At 73.2% G+C, this 19,606-nt stretch carries 20 protein-coding genes; 16 read left to right on the forward strand and 4 right to left on the reverse strand.

Going from position 1 to position 19,606, the window contains the following annotated elements; translation table 11 throughout:
* Window positions 1–6: 6 nt before the first annotated feature.
* Window positions 7–768 (reverse strand): DUF3109 family protein, encoded by a 762-nt coding sequence (locus ACTRO_RS26510; RefSeq protein WP_051451432.1) that lies wholly within the window; start codon window positions 766–768, stop codon window positions 7–9.
* A 123-nt stretch (window positions 769–891) separates the two neighbouring features.
* On the opposite strand from ACTRO_RS26510, the gene ACTRO_RS26515 reads away from it, so the two are divergent.
* From ACTRO_RS26515 to ACTRO_RS26560, 11 genes are all read left to right on the forward strand, one after another.
* A complete protein-coding gene (locus tag ACTRO_RS26515) occupies window positions 892–1,830 on the forward strand; it encodes a Ppx/GppA family phosphatase (RefSeq protein WP_034267318.1) in 939 nt (312 codons plus the stop codon).
* Window positions 1,831–1,921: 91 nt separating this feature from the next.
* Entirely contained in the window at window positions 1,922–2,806 is an 885-nt protein-coding gene (locus ACTRO_RS26520; RefSeq protein WP_245594494.1) for a sugar phosphate isomerase/epimerase family protein, read from the forward strand.
* An 86-nt stretch (window positions 2,807–2,892) separates the two neighbouring features.
* Window positions 2,893–3,702: a pyrroline-5-carboxylate reductase gene (gene proC, locus ACTRO_RS26525; RefSeq protein ID WP_034267321.1), complete on the forward strand. Its 810-nt coding sequence runs from the start codon at window positions 2,893–2,895 to the stop codon at window positions 3,700–3,702.
* A gap of 128 nt (window positions 3,703–3,830) precedes the next feature.
* Window positions 3,831–5,030 carry an MFS transporter gene (locus tag ACTRO_RS26530; RefSeq protein WP_084316534.1) on the forward strand — a complete coding sequence of 400 codons (1,200 nt, stop codon included), beginning with the start codon at window positions 3,831–3,833 and terminating at the stop codon, window positions 5,028–5,030.
* Between the two features lie 73 nt (window positions 5,031–5,103).
* Complete coding sequence (locus ACTRO_RS26535; protein WP_034276863.1) at window positions 5,104–5,925, forward strand: phosphatase; 822 nt, start codon at window positions 5,104–5,106, stop codon at window positions 5,923–5,925.
* 309 nt (window positions 5,926–6,234) lie between these two features.
* Window positions 6,235–6,408, forward strand: a complete 174-nt coding sequence (locus ACTRO_RS26540) for a helix-turn-helix domain-containing protein (RefSeq protein WP_211244738.1) — start codon at window positions 6,235–6,237, stop codon at window positions 6,406–6,408.
* 159 nt (window positions 6,409–6,567) lie between these two features.
* Complete coding sequence (locus tag ACTRO_RS46020) at window positions 6,568–6,666, forward strand: 30S ribosomal protein bS22 (protein WP_018654693.1); 99 nt, start codon at window positions 6,568–6,570, stop codon at window positions 6,664–6,666.
* 20 nt (window positions 6,667–6,686) lie between these two features.
* On the forward strand, window positions 6,687–7,754 hold the full coding sequence (locus tag ACTRO_RS26545; RefSeq protein ID WP_051451433.1) for an NAD-dependent epimerase/dehydratase family protein: 1,068 nt from the start codon (window positions 6,687–6,689) through the stop codon (window positions 7,752–7,754).
* Window positions 7,751–8,674, forward strand: coding sequence for a 1-acyl-sn-glycerol-3-phosphate acyltransferase (locus tag ACTRO_RS26550; RefSeq protein WP_051451434.1), 924 nt, complete (start codon window positions 7,751–7,753; stop codon window positions 8,672–8,674). The genes ACTRO_RS26545 and ACTRO_RS26550 overlap by 4 nt, the downstream gene beginning before the upstream one ends.
* A 55-nt stretch (window positions 8,675–8,729) precedes the next feature.
* Window positions 8,730–9,266, forward strand: coding sequence for a SigE family RNA polymerase sigma factor (locus ACTRO_RS26555; RefSeq protein ID WP_245594496.1), 537 nt, complete (start codon window positions 8,730–8,732; stop codon window positions 9,264–9,266).
* A gap of 6 nt (window positions 9,267–9,272) precedes the next feature.
* On the forward strand, window positions 9,273–10,058 hold the full coding sequence (locus ACTRO_RS26560; RefSeq protein ID WP_034267326.1) for a hypothetical protein: 786 nt from the start codon (window positions 9,273–9,275) through the stop codon (window positions 10,056–10,058).
* Between the two features lie 77 nt (window positions 10,059–10,135).
* Here ACTRO_RS26560 and ACTRO_RS26565 read toward each other — a convergent pair whose 3' ends face one another.
* From ACTRO_RS26565 to ACTRO_RS26575, 3 genes are all read right to left on the reverse strand, one after another.
* The gene (locus tag ACTRO_RS26565) at window positions 10,136–11,344 is read right to left on the reverse strand and encodes a DUF5667 domain-containing protein (RefSeq protein ID WP_157436460.1); all 1,209 of its coding nucleotides are present in this window, start codon (window positions 11,342–11,344) and stop codon (window positions 10,136–10,138) included.
* 316 nt (window positions 11,345–11,660) lie between these two features.
* The gene (locus tag ACTRO_RS26570) at window positions 11,661–12,395 is read right to left on the reverse strand and encodes an ECF subfamily RNA polymerase sigma factor, BldN family (protein ID WP_034267332.1); all 735 of its coding nucleotides are present in this window, start codon (window positions 12,393–12,395) and stop codon (window positions 11,661–11,663) included.
* 302 nt (window positions 12,396–12,697) lie between these two features.
* Complete coding sequence (locus ACTRO_RS26575; protein WP_211244418.1) at window positions 12,698–13,540, reverse strand: HAD family hydrolase; 843 nt, start codon at window positions 13,538–13,540, stop codon at window positions 12,698–12,700.
* A gap of 165 nt (window positions 13,541–13,705) precedes the next feature.
* Here ACTRO_RS26575 and ACTRO_RS26580 point away from each other — a divergent pair, with 165 nt between their 5' ends.
* The 5 genes from ACTRO_RS26580 to ACTRO_RS26600 all read left to right on the forward strand — a co-directional run bounded on the left by ACTRO_RS26580 (window position 13,706) and on the right by ACTRO_RS26600 (window position 19,569).
* Window positions 13,706–13,966 carry a glutaredoxin family protein gene (locus ACTRO_RS26580; RefSeq protein WP_034267345.1) on the forward strand — a complete coding sequence of 87 codons (261 nt, stop codon included), beginning with the start codon at window positions 13,706–13,708 and terminating at the stop codon, window positions 13,964–13,966.
* Between the two features lie 290 nt (window positions 13,967–14,256).
* Complete coding sequence (locus tag ACTRO_RS26585) at window positions 14,257–15,066, forward strand: redox-sensing transcriptional repressor Rex (protein WP_084316535.1); 810 nt, start codon at window positions 14,257–14,259, stop codon at window positions 15,064–15,066.
* Window positions 15,067–15,222: 156 nt separating this feature from the next.
* Entirely contained in the window at window positions 15,223–16,578 is a 1,356-nt protein-coding gene (locus ACTRO_RS26590; RefSeq protein ID WP_034267348.1) for a glutamyl-tRNA reductase, read from the forward strand.
* Window positions 16,575–17,534: a hydroxymethylbilane synthase gene (gene hemC / locus ACTRO_RS26595; RefSeq protein WP_034267351.1), complete on the forward strand. Its 960-nt coding sequence runs from the start codon at window positions 16,575–16,577 to the stop codon at window positions 17,532–17,534. Before ACTRO_RS26590 ends, hemC begins: the two co-directional genes overlap by 4 nt.
* A gap of 250 nt (window positions 17,535–17,784) precedes the next feature.
* Window positions 17,785–19,569: a bifunctional uroporphyrinogen-III C-methyltransferase/uroporphyrinogen-III synthase gene (locus tag ACTRO_RS26600; RefSeq protein WP_425394887.1), complete on the forward strand. Its 1,785-nt coding sequence runs from the start codon at window positions 17,785–17,787 to the stop codon at window positions 19,567–19,569.
* The last annotated feature ends 37 nt before the right edge of the window (window positions 19,570–19,606 follow it).

Genomic DNA, 19,606 nt, shown 5'->3' on the forward strand with positions numbered 1-19,606 from the left:
CGCCGATCAGGACTCGGGATCGGCCGGGTGCATCGCCAGCGGACGCGGCTTGGCCGCCAGGTGTGCCTGGCAGAACTCGGCCAGCATGTCGTAGGCGGTCGCGCCGATCAGCTCGGTCAGCTCCGGCCGGTAGGAGACGTAGACCGGGTCGAAGGCGGTGTGTGCCTCGGTGTTGCCGGTGCACCACCAGTTCAGGTCGTGGCCGCCGGGACCCCAGCCGCGGCGGTCGTACTCGCCGATGGTCACCTGCAGCACGCGGGTCTCGTCGGTCCGGTCGATCCAGTCGTAGGTGCGCCGGATCGGCAGCTGCCAGCACACGTCCGGCTTGGTCTCCAGCGGGTGGCGACCCTCCCGCAGGGCCAGGGCGTGCAGCGCGCAGCCCGCGCCGCCGGAGAAGCCCGGCCGGTTCAGGAAGATGCAGGCGCCCTCCACCACCCGGGTCTGGCGGTCGCCGTCCTCGTCCGCCTCCACCACCGTCAAGCGCCCGCCACGCTTGTTCCCCTGGGCGTGGAACTGCCAGAACTCCGGCGTCAACCGCTTGGCCGCCTCCTTTGTCCGCTTCTCGTCGTCCGCGTCGGAGAAGTGCGCGCCCAGCGTGCAGCAGCCGTCGTCGGCCCGCCCCGGCCGGATGCCCTGGCAGCCCGACCCCCAGACGCACTGCCAGCGGGAGCACAGCCAGGTCAGGTCGCAACGGAAGGTCTGCTCGGAATTGTCCGGGTCGGCGAACTCCACCCAGGCGCGAGGGAAATCGAGGGCTACTTCAGGCACAGCCCTAGAGCATAGGGCGACTTTCGGCCAAAGAGTCCCAAACCCACGCGCGCGCCGGGGTGCGGCCTGGATCCGCAAGGGTATGTCCAGCGGCTCGCGGCCTCGTGCACTAGTTTCGTGAGCATGCGATTGGGAGTGCTGGACGTCGGCTCGAACACGGTGCATCTGCTCGTCGTGGACGCCCACCAGGGCGCCCGCCCGCTGTCCGCGTCGTCGCACAAGACGGAACTGCACCTGGTCGACCTGATCGACCGGGACAACCGGATCGTGGACGAGGGGCGCGAGCGGCTCGAGGCCTTCGTGCACGAGGCGCTGCGGATCGCCGAGGACAAGGGCGTGCAGGAGCTGATCGCCTTCGCCACCTCGGCCCTGCGGGACGCGGACAACGGCGAGGAGGTGCTCTCCGGCATCCGGGAGCGCACCGGGGTGGAGCTCAAGGTGCTGCCCGGGCAGGCCGAGGCCCAGCTGACGTTCCTGGCCGTGCGCCGCTGGTTCGGCTGGTCGGCCGGACGGCTGCTGGTGCTCGACATCGGCGGCGGCTCGCTGGAGATGGCCTCCGGCTTCGACGAGATGCCCGAGGTCGCCCGCTCGCTGCCGTTCGGCGCGGCCCGGCTGACCAAGGAGTGGTTCGTCACCGACCCGCCGGACGAGACCGCGGTGCGGGCGCTGCGCCGGCACGTGCGGGCCGAGATCGGCAAGGTGGTCGGCGACCTGGTGCGCTACGGCCGGCCGGACCGGGTGTGCGCGTCCTCGAAGACCTTCAAGCAGCTGGCCAGGATAGCCGGGGCGGCGCCGAGCACGGAGGGCCTGTACGTGCCGCGCCGGCTCTTCCGGGCCGACCTGTCGGAGTGGATCGGCAAGCTCGCCCGGATGTCGAGCGCGGAGCGGGCCCAGCTGCCCGGGGTCTCGATCGGCCGGGCCAAGCAGCTGCTGGCCGGGGCGATCGTGGCCGAGGCGGCGATCGACCTGTTCGAGTCCGAGGTGGCGGACATCTCGCCGTGGGCGCTGCGGGAGGGGATCATCCTGCGCCGGCTGGACGGGCTGCCGGAGGAGTGGCTCTGACCCACGGCGGCGGCGGGTGACGCCCGACGGTGCCGGACGGCGGCGGGCCGGGGCTCGGACGCCGACGCGCACCTGAGCTACGCTCAGACACGTGACATGGGCAGTGAGCGGAGCCGGCGCGGTGGAGCGGATCGCCGTGCCCAAGGTCGCGCTCTCCACGATCTCGGTCTACCCGGAGAACACCGCGACCGGCTTCGCCACAGCGCAGCGGCTGGGCTACGACGGGGTCGAGGTGATGGTGACCAACGACCCGGTCAGCCAGTCCATCGACTCGCTGCGGCGGCTGCGCGACGGGCTCGGCGTGCCGATCCTGGCGGTGCACGCGCCCTGCCTGTTCTGGCTGAACCTGCAGCGGGTCTGGGGCACCGACCCGTGGGGCAAGCTGGTCAAGGCCCGGATGGTGGCCGAGGAGCTCGGCGCCTCCACCGTCGTGGTGCACCCGCCGTTCGTCTGGCAGGGCAAGTACGCGAACGAGTTCGTGGCCGGGCTCAAGCGGATGCAGGCCGAGACCGACATCAGGTTCGCGGTGGAGAACATGTACCCGTGGCGGGCCAGCGCCCCGCTGGTGGGCGAGCGGCGGGTGGAGGCGTACTCGCCGGGCTGGGACCCGACCGAGGAGGAGTACCCGCACTTCACCCTGGACCTGTCGCACTCGGCCACCTCGCGGGTGGACACCATGGCGATGCTCGGCCGGATGGGCTCGCGCCTGGCGCACCTGCACCTGGCCGACGGCTCCGGCTCGAACTCGGACGAGCACCTGGTACCGGGCCGCGGCCGGCAGCCGTGCTCGGCGGTGCTGGGCCTGTTGGGGCGCAACGGTTTCGAGGGCAACGTCGTGCTCGAGGTCAACACCCGCCGCGCGCCGGATCAGCAGACCAGGGACGCCGACCTGCTCGAGGCGCTGGTCTACGCGCGCCGGCACCTGGTGCTTGGCGGGGTCGGCGACGGGCGCGAGACGCGGCAGATCACGGTGTAGCCGCGGGCCGAGACGGCCGGGTGCCGCGCGGCGGCGGTCGGTAGCATCTCCCCCGGTCGGGTCGATCAGGACGAACGGGAGCTTCGATGGGTCAGCGGATCGCCGTGCTGGGCACCGGCAAGATGGGTGAGGCCCTCCTGTCCGGCATGCTGCGGGCGGGCAAGCCGGCGCACGAGGTGCTGGTGACCACGCGCCGGGCCGAGCGGGCCGAGGAGCTCGCCGCCCGCTACGGCGTGGCCGCGGTCTCCAACCGGGAGGCGGCCGAGCAAGCCGACACGCTGATCCTGACCGCCAAGCCGCAGGACATGGGCGCGCTGCTGGCGGAGCTGGCCGGGTACGTGCCGGCCGACCGGCTTGTGGTCTCCGGCGCGGCCGGCATCACCACCGCCTTCGTCGCCCAGCGCCTCGGCGCCGAGGGCCTGCCGGTGGTGCGGGTGATGACGAACACGCCGGTGCTGGTGGACGAGGCGATGTCGGCGATCTCCGCGGGCCCGCACGCCACCGAGGAGCACCTGCGCCGGACCGAGGAGATCTTCCGGCCGGTCGGCAAGACGATCCGGGTGCCGGAGTCGCAGCAGGACGCGGTCACCGCGCTCTCCGGCTCGGGCCCGGCGTACTTCTACTTCCTGGTCGAGGCGATGATCGACGCCGGGATCCTGCTCGGGCTGCCCCGGGCCACCGCGCACGAGCTGATCGTGCAGTCGGCGGTGGGCGCGGGCGTGATGCTGCGCGACTCCGGCGAGCACCCGGTGAAGCTGCGCGAGGCGGTCACCTCGCCCGCGGGCACCACCATCGCCGCCATCCGCGAGCTGGAGCGGCACGGCGTGCGCGCGGCGCTGCTCGAGGCGCTGGAGGCGGCGCGGGACCGGTCCAAGCAGTTGGCCGCCGGCGACTGAGCCCCGCCCGGCGCCGCGTGCCGCACGAAGGTCAACATGAACCAGGGATCACATTTGGATGAAGGCTCTTCCGCCTGGTAGCCCATCGTGCGTACGCTGACGCGACCAGCGAGCGAGGAGGGTCGAAGGTGGCGAAGACGGATACGTCGAGGCCGGCCGGTGCGGTCACGCCGGTGCTGCGCCGGGCCCGGGTGGCCGGCTACGTCTCCTTCGGCGCGCAGGGCTTCGCCTTCTCCCTGCTGACCAGCGAAGTCGCCAACATCCAGGACAAGCTCGGGATCGACGACGGCACGCTCTCGATCCTGCTGGCCGTGGTGCCGGTGATCGCCGGCGTCGGCTCGGTCGCGGCCGGGTTCCTGGTCGGGCGCTACAGCTCCTCCGGGGTGCTGCGGGTGGCCCAGATCCTGGTGCCGGTCTCCATCCTGCTGGCCGGCTACGCCCCCTCGTTCGCCGTCATGCTGCCGGTGCTGGCACTTTTCGGCCTGGCCGTGGGCGCGGTGGACGCGACCACCAACATGCAGGCGGTGGCGCTGCAGCGGCGCTACGGCCGCTCGATCATCCTCTCCTTCCACGGCTGCTGGGCGCTCGGCGCGTTCGCCGGGTCGGCCGCCGCCTCGCTCACCTCGCGCTTCGACGGCAAGGTCTACAGCAACCTGTATCTGACCTCGACGATCCTGGTGGTGCCGCTGCTGCTGGCCTTCGGACCGCGGCTGCTGCGCGGGATCGGCGACGAGACGCTGACCGCCGAGGCCAAGACGATCAAGATCCCGTGGAAGCCGATGGCGGCCATCTGCGTCGTGATCACACTGGCCTACCTCGGCGACTCCACCGTCTCGAGCGCGGGCGGGGTGTACATGGAGAAGGAGCTGATGGCGCACGGCTGGCAGTACACCGCCGTCTACGCCGTCTACTCCGTGCCGCTGATGATCGGGCGCTTCTCCGGCGACAGGCTCACCGACCGGTTCGGCGGGGTGCTGATCGCCCGGGTCGCGGCGGTGTGCGCGGTGCTCGGCTTCCTGCTGGTGTGCGTCGCGCCGGACGCGTGGGCCGCGCTGGCCGGATTCGCCGTCGTGGGCCTGGGGATCTCGGTCATGGCCCCGCTCACCTTCGCCGCGGCCGGACGGCTCGACCCGCACGAGACCGGGATCGCGGTGGCCCGGCTCAACGTCTTCAACTACCTCGGCTTCCTGCTCGGCGCGCCGCTGCTGACCAGCCTGTGGCAGGCCAGGATGCCCTACCGCCCGGGCTGGCTGATCCCGGCCACCCTCGCGGCCCTGATGTTCGTGTTCGCCTACGGCTTCGACGAGCGGCGCACCGGCGCGGTGTGACGCGCGCGGCCCGCCTCCCGCGCCCGCCCGCCGATCCCGCCCTGGCCCGGGCCCGGCGGTTACCCTCGTGAGCATGGACCCCTTGGACCGCGCCGACCTGGTCCGGCATCTGACGGAGGGCCGGATCGCGGGCCTGGTGGCCACGCCGCGGGAGAACAACCTGCTGCACTACCGGCTGATGGCCGACCGCGACCCGCACTACCTGCTCGGGCTCGACCCGTCGCCCGGGTGGAGCGCCCGGTCGGTGCTGGAGCTGATGGCCGAGCGGGTCGGGGTCGAGCCGGATCCGGCCTACCGCTCAGGCGTCGACACCATCGATCCGGAGCGGGTGCTCGACGCGCTCGAGCGCTACGCCGACCGGCTCGCCGAGGCGGCGCTGCGGCGCGAGACGGTGCTGCTGGCCACCGGCCACCCGGGCAGCCTGGCCCGGATCTACCAGCGCTTCGCCGACGCGCTGCGCGGGTACGGCTGCCGGATCCTGCACGCCGGCGCGGGCTGGGGGTACGACGCGCCGACCCGGTACGGGACCCGATGGCTGACCATCGGCTACCGCGGCGGGGACGTGGCCGTGCTCGAGGACGGCGACGAGGCGGTGCACACCCACTCTCCGCGCCCGATCCGGGCCACCTTCGCCGCCCTGGCCGAGGCCGGCCGGTCGCTGCCGGACCTCGTGGTGGCCGACCACGGCTGGTGCGGCGGGGCCGCCCAGGCGGGCGCGGACGCGATCGGCTTCGCCGACTGCAACGACCCGGCGCTGTTCGTGGGGGAGTCCGAGGGGGTGGTGCGGGTGGCCGTGCCGCTCGACGACGGCCTCGCGCCGGAACTCTACGACCCGATCGCCGACTACGTGCTCGGCCGGGTGGGCCGGACCGCCGAGGCTGTAGCAGGGTCCTGACGCCCCCGGACGCTTACGAAGGGTCCTGACATCCTCCGCCGCACTGCCGATTAGTCGGCAGTGCAACGGTTTCACCTGATTCCTGGCTTGCCGAAAAACTCCCTTTTTCTGCCTAAGGCCTCCCCTTCCACACCTGACCCAACTACGCTTAGGAACGACGCGCACACATGCGGGTCACCCCCCGGTGCGCGCGTAAGCGCGAGTTGTGATGCCTACGACGACAGCCACGAATGTGGAGCCCCTATGACCGATTCAGACACAGCACGCACCAACCGGCCGATCCTCGGCGGCGACATCGACCTGAGCGACATGGCCTTCCTCACGGTGGCCGAGGTCGCCGGGGTGATGCGGGTCTCGAAGATGACGGTCTACCGGATGGTCCACTCCGGCGAACTCCCCGCGGTGCGAGTGGGCCGATCCTTCCGGGTGCCGGCCAAGGCGGTGCGCGAGTACCTCTCGGCCGCCTACGTCGAGACCTCCTGAGCGGTTCGGAAGGAAGCTCCCTCGAGCTCTCTCCCCTCTTTCTGACCTCTTTCTGAGCTCTCGCTTTCCCAGCAGCGGCTGCGGGCGGGTACGCTGGGTTCCCTGTTCCATGTCCGCAGCACCTGCTGCTCGAAGTGAAGAAGTGAGCGAGGGACCCCCGTGGGCTCTGTCATCAAGAAGCGCCGCAAGCGTATGGCCAAGAAGAAGCACCGCAAGCTGCTGAAGAAGACGCGCATCCAGCGTCGCAACAAGAAGTAGCCCGGCGCTCACGGCGCACGATGACGGCCGCACGCACCCTGCTGGTGACCGGAGCCGCCCGGCGGCTCGGCACCGCGGTGCTGCGCGACCTCGCCGCCCGCGACGGCGCGCGGCGCATCCTCGCGGTGGACCTTCTCGACCCTCCCTCCGAACTCCGGGTGGAGGGGGTCGAGCACGTCCACGTGGATCTGCGCGCCCCGGCCATCGCCACCCTGATCGCCAAGGCCCGGCCGGACACCGTGCTGCACCTCGACGTGCTCGCCGCCCCCGGCCTGGCCGGCGGGCGCACGGCGATGAAGGAACGCAACGTCATCGGCACCATGCAGCTGCTCGCGGCCTGCCAGCGGGCGCCGTCGGTGCGCCGGCTGGTGGTCAGGTCCTCGGCCGCGGTCTACGGCTGCGCCCCCCGGGACCCGGCCCACTTCAGCGAGGACACCCAGCCGCACCGCCCGCCCCGCGCGGGCTTCGGCAAGGACTGCGTCGAGGTCGAGGAGTACGTGCGCGGCTTCGCGCGGCGGCGCCCGGACGTGTCCGTGACGGTGCTGCGCTTCGCCGGACTGCTCGGCCCGGGCGTCACCGGGCCGGTGCCGGACTATCTGGCGCTGCCGGTGCTGCCCACCGTGGCCGGCTTCGACCCGCGCCTGCAGTTCGTGCACATCGACGACGCGGTGCGGGCGCTGCGGCTGGCCGCGGACGGCTCCCATCCGGGCGTCTACAACGTGGCGGGCGCGGGATCGCTCACGCTCTCCCAGCTCGCCCGCCGACTCGGCCGGCCCACCGTGCCCGTGCCGCGCTTCGCCGCGCCCTGGCTCGGCCGCGGGCTGAGCCGGCTCGGCGTGGCCGACCTCGGCCCCGAGCAGGTCGAGCTGCTCACCTTCGGCCGGGTCCTCGACCTGACCAGGATGACCGAGAAGCTGCGCTTCCGCCCGGCCCGCACCTCGGCCGAGGCGGTGGCCGACCACGCCAGGTCGGCCGAGATCAGCCCCTTGATCGACCCGGACCGGGTACGCTCGGCGGAGCGCGCCCTGATAGAGCTGCTCGACCGGTACGCGGCGCACGCGCGGGAAGCGGGAGGCGGCCGTGACTGAGATCCAGCGCGCCGGGATCCGCCGCGCCGCGGCGCACCGTCCGCAGCCGCGCCGCGCCGGGGTCGACGGTGTCTGACACACCCGAGTGGGAGCGCCGCGCCGCCCGCGGCCTGGCCTTCCTGCGCCGCCGGATCACCGGCGAGTACGAGGTCGACGAGTTCGGCTTCGACGAGGACCTGACCCAGCACGTGCTGCTCAACCTGCTGCGACCGCTCTACGAACGCTACTTCCGGGTCGAGGCCCGGGGCCTGGAGCGGGTGCCGGCCGAGGGCGGCGCGCTGATCGTGGCCAACCACTCCGGCACCCTGCCGCTGGACGCGCTGATGACCCAGGTCGCGCTGTGGGACCACCACCCGGCCGAGCGGCACCTGCGCATGCTCGCGGCCGACGTCGTCTTCACCACGCCGTACGTCGGCGAGTTCGCCCGCAAGGCCGGGCACACCCTGGCCTGCAACCCGGACGCGCAGCGGCTGCTGGCCGGCGGGGAGGTGGTCGGGGTCTGGCCGGAGGGCTTCAAGGGGATCGGCAAGCCGTTCGCCGAGCGCTACCGGCTCCAGCGCTTCGGCCGCGGCGGCTTCGTCTCGGCCGCGCTGCGCACCGGCACCCCGATCATCCCGACCGCGATCGTGGGCGCCGAGGAGATCTATCCCAAGCTCGGCGACCTCAAGCCGCTGGCCCGGCTGCTGAACCTGCCCTACTTCCCGCTCACCCCGACCTTTCCCTGGTTCGGGCCGCTCGGCCTGGTCCCGCTGCCGTCGAAGTGGTACATCGTGTTCGGCGAGCCGATCGACACCTCCGGCTACGACCCGGCCGCCGCCGAGGACCCGATGCTGGTGTTCAACCTCACCGACCAGGTGCGCGAGACCATCCAGGACACCCTCTACCGGGTGCTGCTGCAGCGGCGCTCGGTCTTCTTCTGAGCTCCCCGTCGCAGCCGACTGCGACCGAACCGGGCCGCCACCGCATCTTCAGGGTGTGAGGTCACTGTCGAGCCCGACTGCGCAGCCGTCTGCCCTGGACGCCGAGGATTTCCAGGCCTTCGTGCTCTCGCGGGGTACGCATCTCTATCGCACCGCCTGCCTGCTCACGGGCGGTGATTCGCACCTGGCCGAGGATCTCGTGCAAGAGACCCTGGGCCGCATGTTCGCCAAGTGGGGCCGGCGCGGGCGGATCGAGAATCCGGCCGCGTACGCCCAGAGCGTGCTGGTGAACGCGTTCATCGCCACCCGCCGCAGGAAGTCGAGCGCCGAGCTCCCGACCCCGCGCTTCGAGGACGATCCGGCCCGGGGCCGGGACGAGGAGCTGCGGCTGACCCTGCTGGCCGAGCTCGGGCGGCTCGAGGCGCGCGACCGCGCGGTGCTCGTGCTCCGGTACTGGGAGGACCACAGCGTGGAGGAGACCGCCCGGATGCTGGGCCTGTCCGTCTCCGCGGTGAAGTCCCGCTCGTCGCGGGCGCTGGCCCGGCTGCGCGAGCAGCTCGGCGCCGACTTCCTCACATTCGCAGAGAGCTGAGTCAAGATGTCCACTGGTTCCGAGGAAGACCGCTTCGCGGCCGCGCTGCTCCAGACCGCCACGCTGCTACCCGCGCCGAGCCCGCACGAGCTGTATCAGGGCTCGCTGCGCCGCGGCCACGCCATCCGCCGCCGACGCCGCGTCACCGCCGGATTGGGCGCCGGCCTCGCGGCGTGCGTCGCTGCGGTGCTCGCCGTCACGCTGCCCGGATCCGGGTCGGGCCGCGCCGTGGCGAGTCCGATCGGTACCGCCTCCGTCAGCGCGAGCGCCGATCCGACCGCGTCGGCTGCCACGTCCTCCGCGTCCGCCACTCCGACGGGCACCGCGCTGGTGCTCTCGACCTTGGAGGAGATGCTGCCGGCGGCCACGACTACGCTGAGCGGCCCCGAGGGCGGCCCGGGCATCGTGGGCCCGGTCAAGGATTACGACACCGGGCTGTGGATGATGTGGGCGGACATGACCGTGCAGGCCTCCGGCGCAAAGGGTGACAGCTTGCTTGTTTTCAGCCTCTACGACGGGGCGTGGGCCCGCTCGTGCGCCGACGTGGGCGATCGGACCGGGATCGGCGGCTGCACCAGCCGGTCGCTCGACGGCGGCACGCTGTTCCGCGTCATCAGGAACGACCCCTACAGCCCCACCGAGATCTTCGTCTGGCTCAGTCCCAGCGGGTTCACCACGGAAGTGCTGTTCACCAGCCAGGCGGTGGCCGACTTTCCGCTGACCACGAGTCAGGTCGAGGCCGTGCTCACCAACCCGTTCTGGGGCACGGCGGCCGGGCGGCTGCAGCACTGAGGCAGAGCGACGGGCCCGGACGATTCCTCGTCCGGGCCCGCGGGTTCGGCGCTCAGTGCTCCTGGTCGGTGCTGCGCCTAGGGGGTGGAGCTCGCTCCGTCATCGCCTATGCCGAGGTCGATCGCCGGCAGGCCGAGCAGCCCGGGGACGGTGACTCCTATCGTCGGCAGCGGCAGCGGGACGTCGACTCCTATCGACGCGGCCGAACTCGGCGAGGTAGTGCCGGACGCGGAGCTGCCGGAGGGCTCGGGCCCGGCGGAACCGGACGGCCGCGTGCTGGGCGCTCCGCTCTTGCCCGCGCCCACCGACGAGGAGCCCTGGGTCCCGGTGCCGCCGCCCGGCCCGCCGTCCGCGCTGCCCGCGCTGCCCGGTCCCTGGTCGATGTGCGAGGACTGCGCCGCCTGCGCCGCCTCGGCCTGCTGCAGCTGCCGGTTGAGCTGGTCCATCAGGGCCACGATCTGCGGAGGCTCCGACTGCAGGGACGGCGGCAGCCGCCAGCTCAGGTCGGCCACCCGCTGACGCTCGGTCAGCAGGAAGTCGGACAGCGCGTGCAGCGCCGTCTGATCGCCGGTCAGGCGCACCTGGGCCACCAGCATGTTGCCGCCCTGGGCGATCATCGTGCGCAGCTCGTCCAGTGTCTGGCGCAGGTAGGCCTGCGTGGGCGAGCCGGCCAGATCCACGTCCGGGCGCTGCAGCAGCGAGTCGATCTCGCTCAGCCGGATGTCGGCGAAGTGCAGGTAGTCGCGGCCCTGGTCGGTGGTCGAGCCGGAGAGCGAGAGCTGCAGGGACTCGAAGATCTTCTTGGCGTTGTAGAGCGGGTCGCCGGGCTCGGCGCCGGCCGAGGCGATCGCGATCCCGCCGACCGAGCCGGTGGCCACCGCCACCCCGACCCCGGCCGCGAGCAGCCTGCGCCGCCAGGCCGTGGACAGGGTGGCGAAGCTCGGGCGGGTGCGCGTCTCGCCGGAGCCGTGCCGGGCTCCGGAGCGTCCGCCGCGCCCGCGCTGCGCGGGCACCGCCGTGCTGCTCCGCCCGGCCTCGCCCTCGGCGTTCGGCCCGGCCACCTTGGGCGTGAGCGCCACCAGCTCCGCCCGCAGATTCGAGCGGAACTGCGCGGGCGCATGCGCCGGCAGCGCCCGGCCGGCCTGGCCGAGCCGGTCCGCCAGCGCCAGCATCAGCGTGCCCTCGCCCCGCTCGGCGTGCTGCCCGTGGCGGGTGCGTGCCGCCCGCCCGCCCGCCGGGTCGGCGAGCAAAGCCGCGAACTCCTCCGCCGCCTGTCGTTCGTTCATCGCGCCTGCCACCTCCTCCACTGCTCGTCGGTCCGGGGCGCCGGCCCCGCCCGGCCGTCACCGCGTTCGACGCGTGCCGGGCGGCTTTGGTTGTGCCCGGCTCGCCCGAGAGCAGTCCCAGGGACGTCCTTTTCACTCGTTCGAGTGGATCTCGGACGCTCGGCCGGGGTGCGGGCGCGCATCGTCGTGAGCAACGACGGGAGCGGGTCGCGAGTTACGGAGGCCACCCCCGCACGGGCGTGCCGTACCAGTGCGTCCGGCCCGCTCGGCGGCGTCGGCCGCGGGAGACGGCCCGGTATCCGGCCGGGTCTGCCGCTCACCGCAGATCCGCCGGGAGCAACCGGGCCAGGGTGCGGATCGCCCGGTACTGCAGGGTCTTGATCGCGCCGTCGTTCTTGCCCATGATCTGCGCCGTCTCGGCCACCGACAGGCCGTGCAGGAAGCGCAGCGTGACGCATTCCTGCTGCTGGCTGTTGAGCTGTTTGACCGCGTCCAGCAGGGCCCGGTTGGAGAGGTAGGCCAGCACCGAGTCCTCCGGGCTCGGCTCGGTCTGGTCCGAGTCGAGCATCTCGCCGGTGGGCACCTCCAGCCGGTGCCGGGAGGACTTGAAGTGATCGGCCACCAGGTTGCGCGCGATGGTCACCAGCCACGCCCCGAAGTCGCGGCCCTGCCAGGTGAAGGTGGAGATGCGTCGCAGGGCCCGCAGAAAGGTCTCGCTGGTCAGGTCCTCGGCCAGCGCCTTGTTGGTCACCCGGTAGTAGACGTAGCGGTAGACCGTGTCCACGTACGCGTCGTAGAGCATCCCGAACGCCTCGCCGTCGCCCGACTGCGCGCGCTCGACCAGGGCCAGCATCCGGGCCGACTCGGCGTCCGGGCGCGGCGGCTCCGGCGGCGTGGTGGCGCCGCCGGGCGCGACTGGCCGCGCGGAGCTGACGGCCGGGCCCGCGCCGGCGGGGCGGGGCGGGGTGGGGACCGCTCCGGCCGTCATCGCGAGCACTGCCGCACGCAGGCCGCTCAGGCCGGTGCGATCGGCGCTGACGTCTCGGTGCACAAGGCTCCAGGTGCTCGGGTGCGCCGTGGTTCGGGCACGGCATCCGTTCAGCCGCGCGGTTCCGGTGCGCACTGCCCTCGTGTCCGCTCCGCCGCGCCGCGTGGGCTGCGGGCGACGGGCGGGTCGTTCCGCTCGTGGTCTCGCGTCGTTCTTCACGTGGACCGCCGCCCGTCGCGACGGCCCGATCACCCATAGTAGGCGGCTCGGACCCCGCTGTGTGCGGCTTTGACGACTCTGCTTGACGAGCCGTCAGGACGAGACACGAGGATACCCCTTAGTGACGACGTCGCTACGGCACGTCGCTACGACTTCGCCTTCGCGCGGCGCGCCCACGCCACCCCCGCCGCCACCGCCCCACTGGCCGCTCCGGTCAGTGCCGCCCCGGGCAGCCCGGCACGCAGGATCCGCACCCCGGTGCGGTAGTCGGTGATGGGCCAGCCCTCGTGCTCGGCCCGGGCGCGCAGCCGGTGGTCCGGGTTCACCGCGTGCGGGTGCCCGACGAGCGTGAGCATCGGCAGGTCGTTGGCCGAGTCCGAGTAGGCGTGGCAGGCCGTCAGGTCGTAGCCGAGGCGCTCGGCCAGCTCCCGCACCGCGGTGCCCTTGGCCGGTCCGTGCAGTATCTCCCCGACCAGGCGGCCGGTGTAGCGGCCGTCCACCGCCTCGGCCACGGTGCCCAGCGCGCCGTCCAGGCCGAGCCGCCCGGCGATGATCTCGGCCAGCTCGCTGGGCGCCGCGGTCACCAGCCAGACCGGCTCGGCCCGGCGCCGGTGCAGCTCGGCCAGGGCGCGGGTGCCCGGCCAGATCTTCTCCGCGAGGTAGTCGTCGTATATGTGCCGGCACAGCTCCACCATCTCCTCGACGGTGTGGCCGCGGGCGAAGGAGAGCGCCCGCTCCCGGGTGCTGGCGACCTGGCCGCTGCGCTCGCCGCGGATCCGGAAGGTGAGCTGCGAGCAGGCGAACCGGGCGATCTCGCCGGAGCTGAGGAACCGGTGGGCGGCCGCGCCGCGAGCGAGGTGGAACAGCGAAGCACCGCGGATCAGGGTGTTGTCGAGGTCGAAGAACGCCGCGGCGGTGGGCCGGGGCGCAGCGGCCGCGTCGACGGCTCGCTTGTCGGCGGCCGCGCTGAGGGCAGGGCGCACTGTCACTCTTGAGACCCTACCGGCTGCGCGCATCGGCTACGTCTACGTCAACCGACCGGCCGGAGTCCTTGCGGCGAACTCGGGCGAACTCGGGCGGACGCGGGCCGGGAGCGGGCCGGACGCGGCGGTGCCCGGTGCCGGGCGGGGCCGGCGGATGAGAGGCTAAAGGGCATGCAGACGCGTATCACTCTGATCGGCAAGGCCGGCTGCCACCTGTGCGACGCGGCGCGGGAGACGGTGGCGAAGGTCGCGGCGGAGCTCGGGGTCGGCTGGGTCGAGTACGACATCAACGACGACCCCCGGCTCAAGGAGGACTACTGGGACACCATCCCGGTCACCCTCGTCGACGGCCGGCCGCACGACTTCTGGCGGGTGGACGAGAACCGGCTGCGCGCGGCGCTGACCACCCCGGAAGCTGGCAGCAACCTGTGACTTCGGTCGCACGCGGGGCGCACGGGGCCTGCGCGGCGGGTATCGTCGCAGGTGAGGTCGGGTAAAACGGACATGAGGCGATAAATCGCAAATATGTCACGATTCGGTCGTGAACTTTGTGCGCGCCTTCACAAAGTCCTACGCTGCCCAGTGAGTGTTGAGGCAGTGATACCAACAGATCACCCGAGGCGCCCCCTTCGTCCGGGGCCGTCCCGCGTCGGTCGCCTCCGCATCACCGCCTCGGCGCGGCAACCCTCAACGTACCTCCAGCGAGCGCGACCGGGAGCAGCATGGCCAGCATGAGCAGTCCTGGTATGGCCGCCATCCCCGAGGCGACCGTCGCACGGTTGCCCGTCTACCTGCGTGCGCTGCGGACCCTGCAGGACCGCGGTACCGCCACCGTCTCCTCCGAGGAACTCGCCACCGTGGCCGGGGTCAACTCGGCCAAGCTGCGCAAGGACCTCTCCTTCCTCGGCTCCTACGGCACCCGCGGCGTCGGCTACGACGTCGAGTACCTGATCTACCAGATCTCGCGCGAGCTGGGTCTGAGCCTGGACTGGCCGGTGGCCATCATCGGCATCGGAAACCTGGGCCACGCGCTGGCCAACTACGGCGGCTTCGTCAGCCGGGGCTTCCGGATAGCCGCACTGTTCGACGCGGACCCGCGGCTGTCCGGGAACCGGGTGGCCGGGCTGGTGATCCGGCACGTGGACGAGCTGGACGAGGTGATCGCCGAGCTCGGCATCTCCATCGCGGTCATCTCGGTCCCGCCCACCGCCGCGCAGGCGGTGGCCGACCGGCTGGTGGCGGCCGGGGTCACCTCCATCCTCAACTTCGCCCCTACCGTGGTGACCGTGCCCGAGGGGGTGGACCTGCGCAAGGTGGACCTGTCCGTCGAGCTGCAGATCCTGGCCTTCCACGAGCAGCGCAAGGCCGCGGAGGGCAAACGCACCAGGGGCGGGCGTACGGTGCGTCGGGCCATGCGGGAGGATCCAGTGAACCCGGATCCGGATCAAGCCTCGGCGCCCGAGCGCCCGGCCGAACCCCCGATCCGGCAGCACCGCTCCGCGCCTGATCTGAATGAGGTGTTGCCGGCATGAGCGAGCTTGCGAGCGAATCGATGAGCACTGTGCCTTGGCGAATGCGTCGGCCGCACGTCAGTGAGGCGGTGGCCGCATGAGCGAGCTTGCGAGTGAATCGATGAGCACTGTGCCTTGGCGAATGCGTCGGCCGCACGTCAGTGAGGCGGTGGCCGCATGAGCTTGCTGGTCGTCGGTCTCTCGCATCGCACCGCACCCGTTCGCCTGCTCGAGCAGACCTCGCTGACCGAGGAGCTCGCGGTCAAGCTGCTCGGTGACGTCGCAGGGTCCGAACACGTCGCCGAGGCGGTGGCCGTGGCCACCTGCAACCGGCTCGAGGTGTACGCCGAGGTCTCCAAGTTCCACGGCGCCCTGGCCGAGATCTCCGAACTGCTCGCCCAGTACACCGCAGTGCCGCGGGAGGTGCTCACCGGCCACTTCTACGTGCACTACGACGACCGCGCCGCCTGGCACCTGTTCACCGTGGCCTGCGGACTGGACTCGATGGTGGTCGGCGAGCCGCAGATCCTGGGCCAGCTGCGCTCCGCGCTGGCGCTGGGGCAGCAGGTGGGCACGGCCGGTCCGGTCCTGAACGAGCTGGTCCAGCAGGCCCTGCGGGTGGGCAAGCGGGCGCACAGCGAGACCGCGCTGGACAAGGCCGGCCAGTCGCTGGTCACCGCCGCGCTCGACCTCGCGGTGCCGGCCGGGTCGCCGGACCCGGGCCGGGTGGTCGTGGTCGGGGCCGGCTCCATGTCGGCGCTGGCCGCCACCACGATCCGGCGCCGGTACCCGGCGTGCGCCCTCGCCGTGCTCAACCGCACCCCGGAGCGGGCCCGCCGGCTGGCCGACGCGGTGGACGCGACGGCCGCCCCGCTGTCCGAGCTGCCCGCGCACCTGGCCGACGCCGACCTGCTGCTCTCCTGCACCGGCGCCACCGAGCTGGTGCTGACGGCGGACCGGTTCGCCGCGGCCCGGGCCGGCATAGCGACGCCGATCACCTTGGTCGACCTGGCCATGCCGCGCGACCTGGATCCGCGCCTGGCCGAGCTGCCGCACGTGCGCGTGGTGGACCTGGAGCGGATCGCCGAGGACCAGCGCGAGGCCGAGCCGCAGCCGGGCCAGGGCAGCCTGGACGAGGTGGCCCGGATCGTGGAGGCCGAGGTCGAGGCCTACCGCAGGCTGCGCACCGCCAGCGCCGTGACGCCGACCGTCACCGCGCTGCGCTGCATGGCCGCCGAGGTCGTCTCGGCCGAGCTGGACCGGTTCCACGGCCGCACCGCCGGCCTGGACGAACGCACCCGGGCCGAGGTCGAGCAGACCGTGCGCCGGGTGGTGGACAAGCTGTTGCACGAGCCGACCGTTCGCGTCAAGCAGTTGACGGTCGGCGACGGGGGCGTGACGTACGCGCAGGCGCTGCGCGAACTGTTCAACCTCGACCCGAGGACCGCGGTGGCGGTCAGCCGGGCCGAGGCGGCGCCGGGCGAGGACCCCACCGCGGGCCGTCCGGCCGAACCCAGGCAGGAGAAGCGATGACGAGCACGCTCAGGCTCGCCACCCGGCGCTCGGCGCTGGCTACGGTGCAGTCCGGGATGGTGGCCGACGCCGTGCGCGCGGTCACCGGCCGGCCGGTCGATCTGGTGGAGATCACCACCTCCGGGGACACCTCGCAGGCCACGCAGGTGCCGATGACGCAGATCGGCGGCACCGGTGTGTTCGTCAACGCGCTGCGCGAGGCGCTGCTGGCGGGCGAGGCGGACTTCGCGGTGCACTCGCTCAAGGACCTGCCCACGGCCCCGCCGGCCGGGCTGGCCCTGGCCGCGGTGCCCGAACGCGAGGACGTGCGCGACGTGCTCGTGGCCCACGGCGGGCGCAAGCTGGCCGATCTGCCCGCCGGCGCCCGCGTCGGCACCGGCTCCGCCCGCCGCGCGGCCCAGCTGCGGCTGGTCCGGCCCGACCTGGAGGTCGTGCCGGTCCGCGGCAACGTGGACACCCGCGTGGGCTTCGTCTCCGACGGCCGGCTCGACGGGGTGGTGCTGGCCTACGCCGGCCTGAACCGGCTCGGCCGGATCGGCGAGGCCACCGACTTCTTCGACCCGGCCGAGTTCCTGCCCGCCCCGGGCCAGGGCGCGCTGGCGATCGAGTGCCGGGCGGACGACGCCGAGCTGCTCGAGATCCTGGCCCGGCTCGACCACGCGCCCACCCGGGCCGCGGTCGTCGCCGAGCGGGCGCTGCTGGCCACCCTGGAGGCCGGCTGCTCCGCCCCGGTCGGCGGCTACGCGCTGATCGGCCCGGGCGACGGGGAGCTGACCCTGAGCGGCCTGGTCGCCGCGGTCACCGGGCCCGAGCACGAGGGCGCGCCCGAGGCCGTGCGCGGCAGCCTGACCGGACCGGTCGCGCAGGCCGCCCGGATCGGCGCCGACCTGGCCGCCCGGATGCTCGAGCAGGGCGCCGACGCGCTCATGGCCGCCGTGCCGCGGGCCTCGTCATGACGCCCGCCACGAGCCGGGACCGCCCCGCCGCCCCGGCCGAGACCCGCACCACCCGTACCACCCGTACCACCCGCACCACCTCTTGCACGACCGCCACAGCCCGACCGCGCGCAGCGCGTGCCGGATCAGGTATGGCATTGATGGGAGCTTCGCTGTGACCGCCGTACGAACGATCGCCGACTCCGCGACCGCGACCCTCGCAGGGCCCGCGCTGACGCCGCTGGAGAAGATCGAGAGCGCGCTGGAGGCCGTGAGCCTGCCGGGCCCGCGCACGCAGCGCGGCACCGACGCGCCCGGCGCCGCGGAGCCGGGCGAGGGAGCCGAGGGCGAGGGCGCGCACGCCGAGTCCGAGCGTCCCGCGCACCGGGCCAGGGTCAGCTTCGTCGGGGCCGGCCCGGGCGACCCGGACCTGCTCACTCTGCGCGGCGCGGCCGCCCTGGCCGAGGCCGACATGCTGGTGCTCGACCGGCACCTGATCGAGCGCTTCCGCCCGCTGGCCCGCCCGGACGTGCACCTGGTCGAGCTCGGCCCGGAGCCGGCCCTGGCGGCGCCGGGCGGCAAGAACGCGCCGCTGCCCTCGTCCGTCTTCAGCCACCCGGCCTCCTGCCCGGAGGCGGTGCTGCTGGCCATGGCCGAGGCGGTCGCGGCCGGCCGGCACGTGGTGCGCCTGCTCGACGGCGACCCGGGCCTGTTCAGCCCGCTCGAGGCGGAGGCCGCGCAGTGCGCCCGCACGGCGGTCCCGTTCGAGGTCGTGCCGGGCCTGGCCCGCGCCACCGCGGTGCCGATGTTCGCCGGCATCCCGCTCAGCCACGGCTCCATCGGCGACGTGCGGCTGCTCTCGGCCCCGCACCCGGCCGCGGGCGAGGACTTCACCGCCTGGTCGGACTGGCACCGCCAGCTCGGCGAGGCCGGGGCGAGCGCCTCCACCCTGGTGCTCCAGGGCATCGGCGACCGGATCGACGAGGTCGCGGCCGAGCTGCTCGCGGCCGGCCGGCCCGGCTCTACCCCGGTCGCGGTGACCGTGGACGGCTCGCTCACCTCGCAGCGCACCGTCACCGGCACGCTGGACAAGATCACCGCGGCCCTCAAGGCCGAGCGCGTCTCCTGCGTCGGCGCCGGCACCGTGGTAGTGGTGGGTGCCGTGGTCAATCAGCGGGCCGAGCTGTCCTGGTACGAGAGCAAGCCGCTGTTCGGCTGGCGGGTCCTGGTGCCGCGCACGAAGGAGCAGGCCGGGGCGCTGTCCGAGCAGCTGCGCCGGTACGGCGCGGTGCCCACAGAGGTCCCGACCATCTCGGTCGAGCCCCCGCGCACCCCGCAGCAGATGGAGCGCGCGGTCAAGGGCCTGGTCACCGGCCGCTACGAGTGGGTCGCCTTCACCTCGGTGAACGCGGTCAAGGCGGTGCGCGAGAAGTTCGAGGACTACGGCCTCGACGCCCGCGCCTTCGCCGGCATCAAGGTGGCCGCGGTGGGCGAGGCGACCGCGAAGGCGCTCAAGGCCTTCGGTGTGGTGCCGGACCTGGTCCCGGCCGGCGAGCAGTCCGCGGCCGGCCTGCTGGCCGAGTTCCCCGCCTTCGACCCCGCCTTCGACCCGATCGAGCGGGTGTTCCTGCCGCGCGCCGACATCGCCACCGAGGTGCTCTCGGCCGGCCTGGTCGAGCTCGGCTGGGAAGTGGACGACGTCACCGCCTACCGGACCGTGCGGGCGGCGCCGCCGGCCGAGGCGATCCGCGAGGCGATCAAGGGCGGCGGCTTCGACGCGGTCCTGTTCACCTCCAGCTCCACCGTGCGCAACCTGGTCGGCATCGCCGGCAAGCCGCACGCGGCGACCGTGATCACCTGCATCGGCCCGGCCACCGCGGCCACCGCGCGGGAGCACGGCCTGCGCGTGGACGTGCTCGCCCCGACGCCGAGCGCGGCCGCGCTGGCCGAGGCGCTGGCGGCGTTCGGCGCCGCCCGGCGCGAGGCGCAGATCGCCGCGGGCGATCCGGTCACGCGTCCGTCGGAACGTACCCGGGCGCGTCGGCGCCGGGCGTAGAGTGGAGCGGCGCGCCCGGACGGTCGGGTCGCGCGCG

The sequence above is a fragment of the Actinospica robiniae DSM 44927 genome, assembly GCF_000504285.1.
Classification (GTDB): domain Bacteria; phylum Actinomycetota; class Actinomycetes; order Streptomycetales; family Catenulisporaceae; genus Actinospica; species Actinospica robiniae.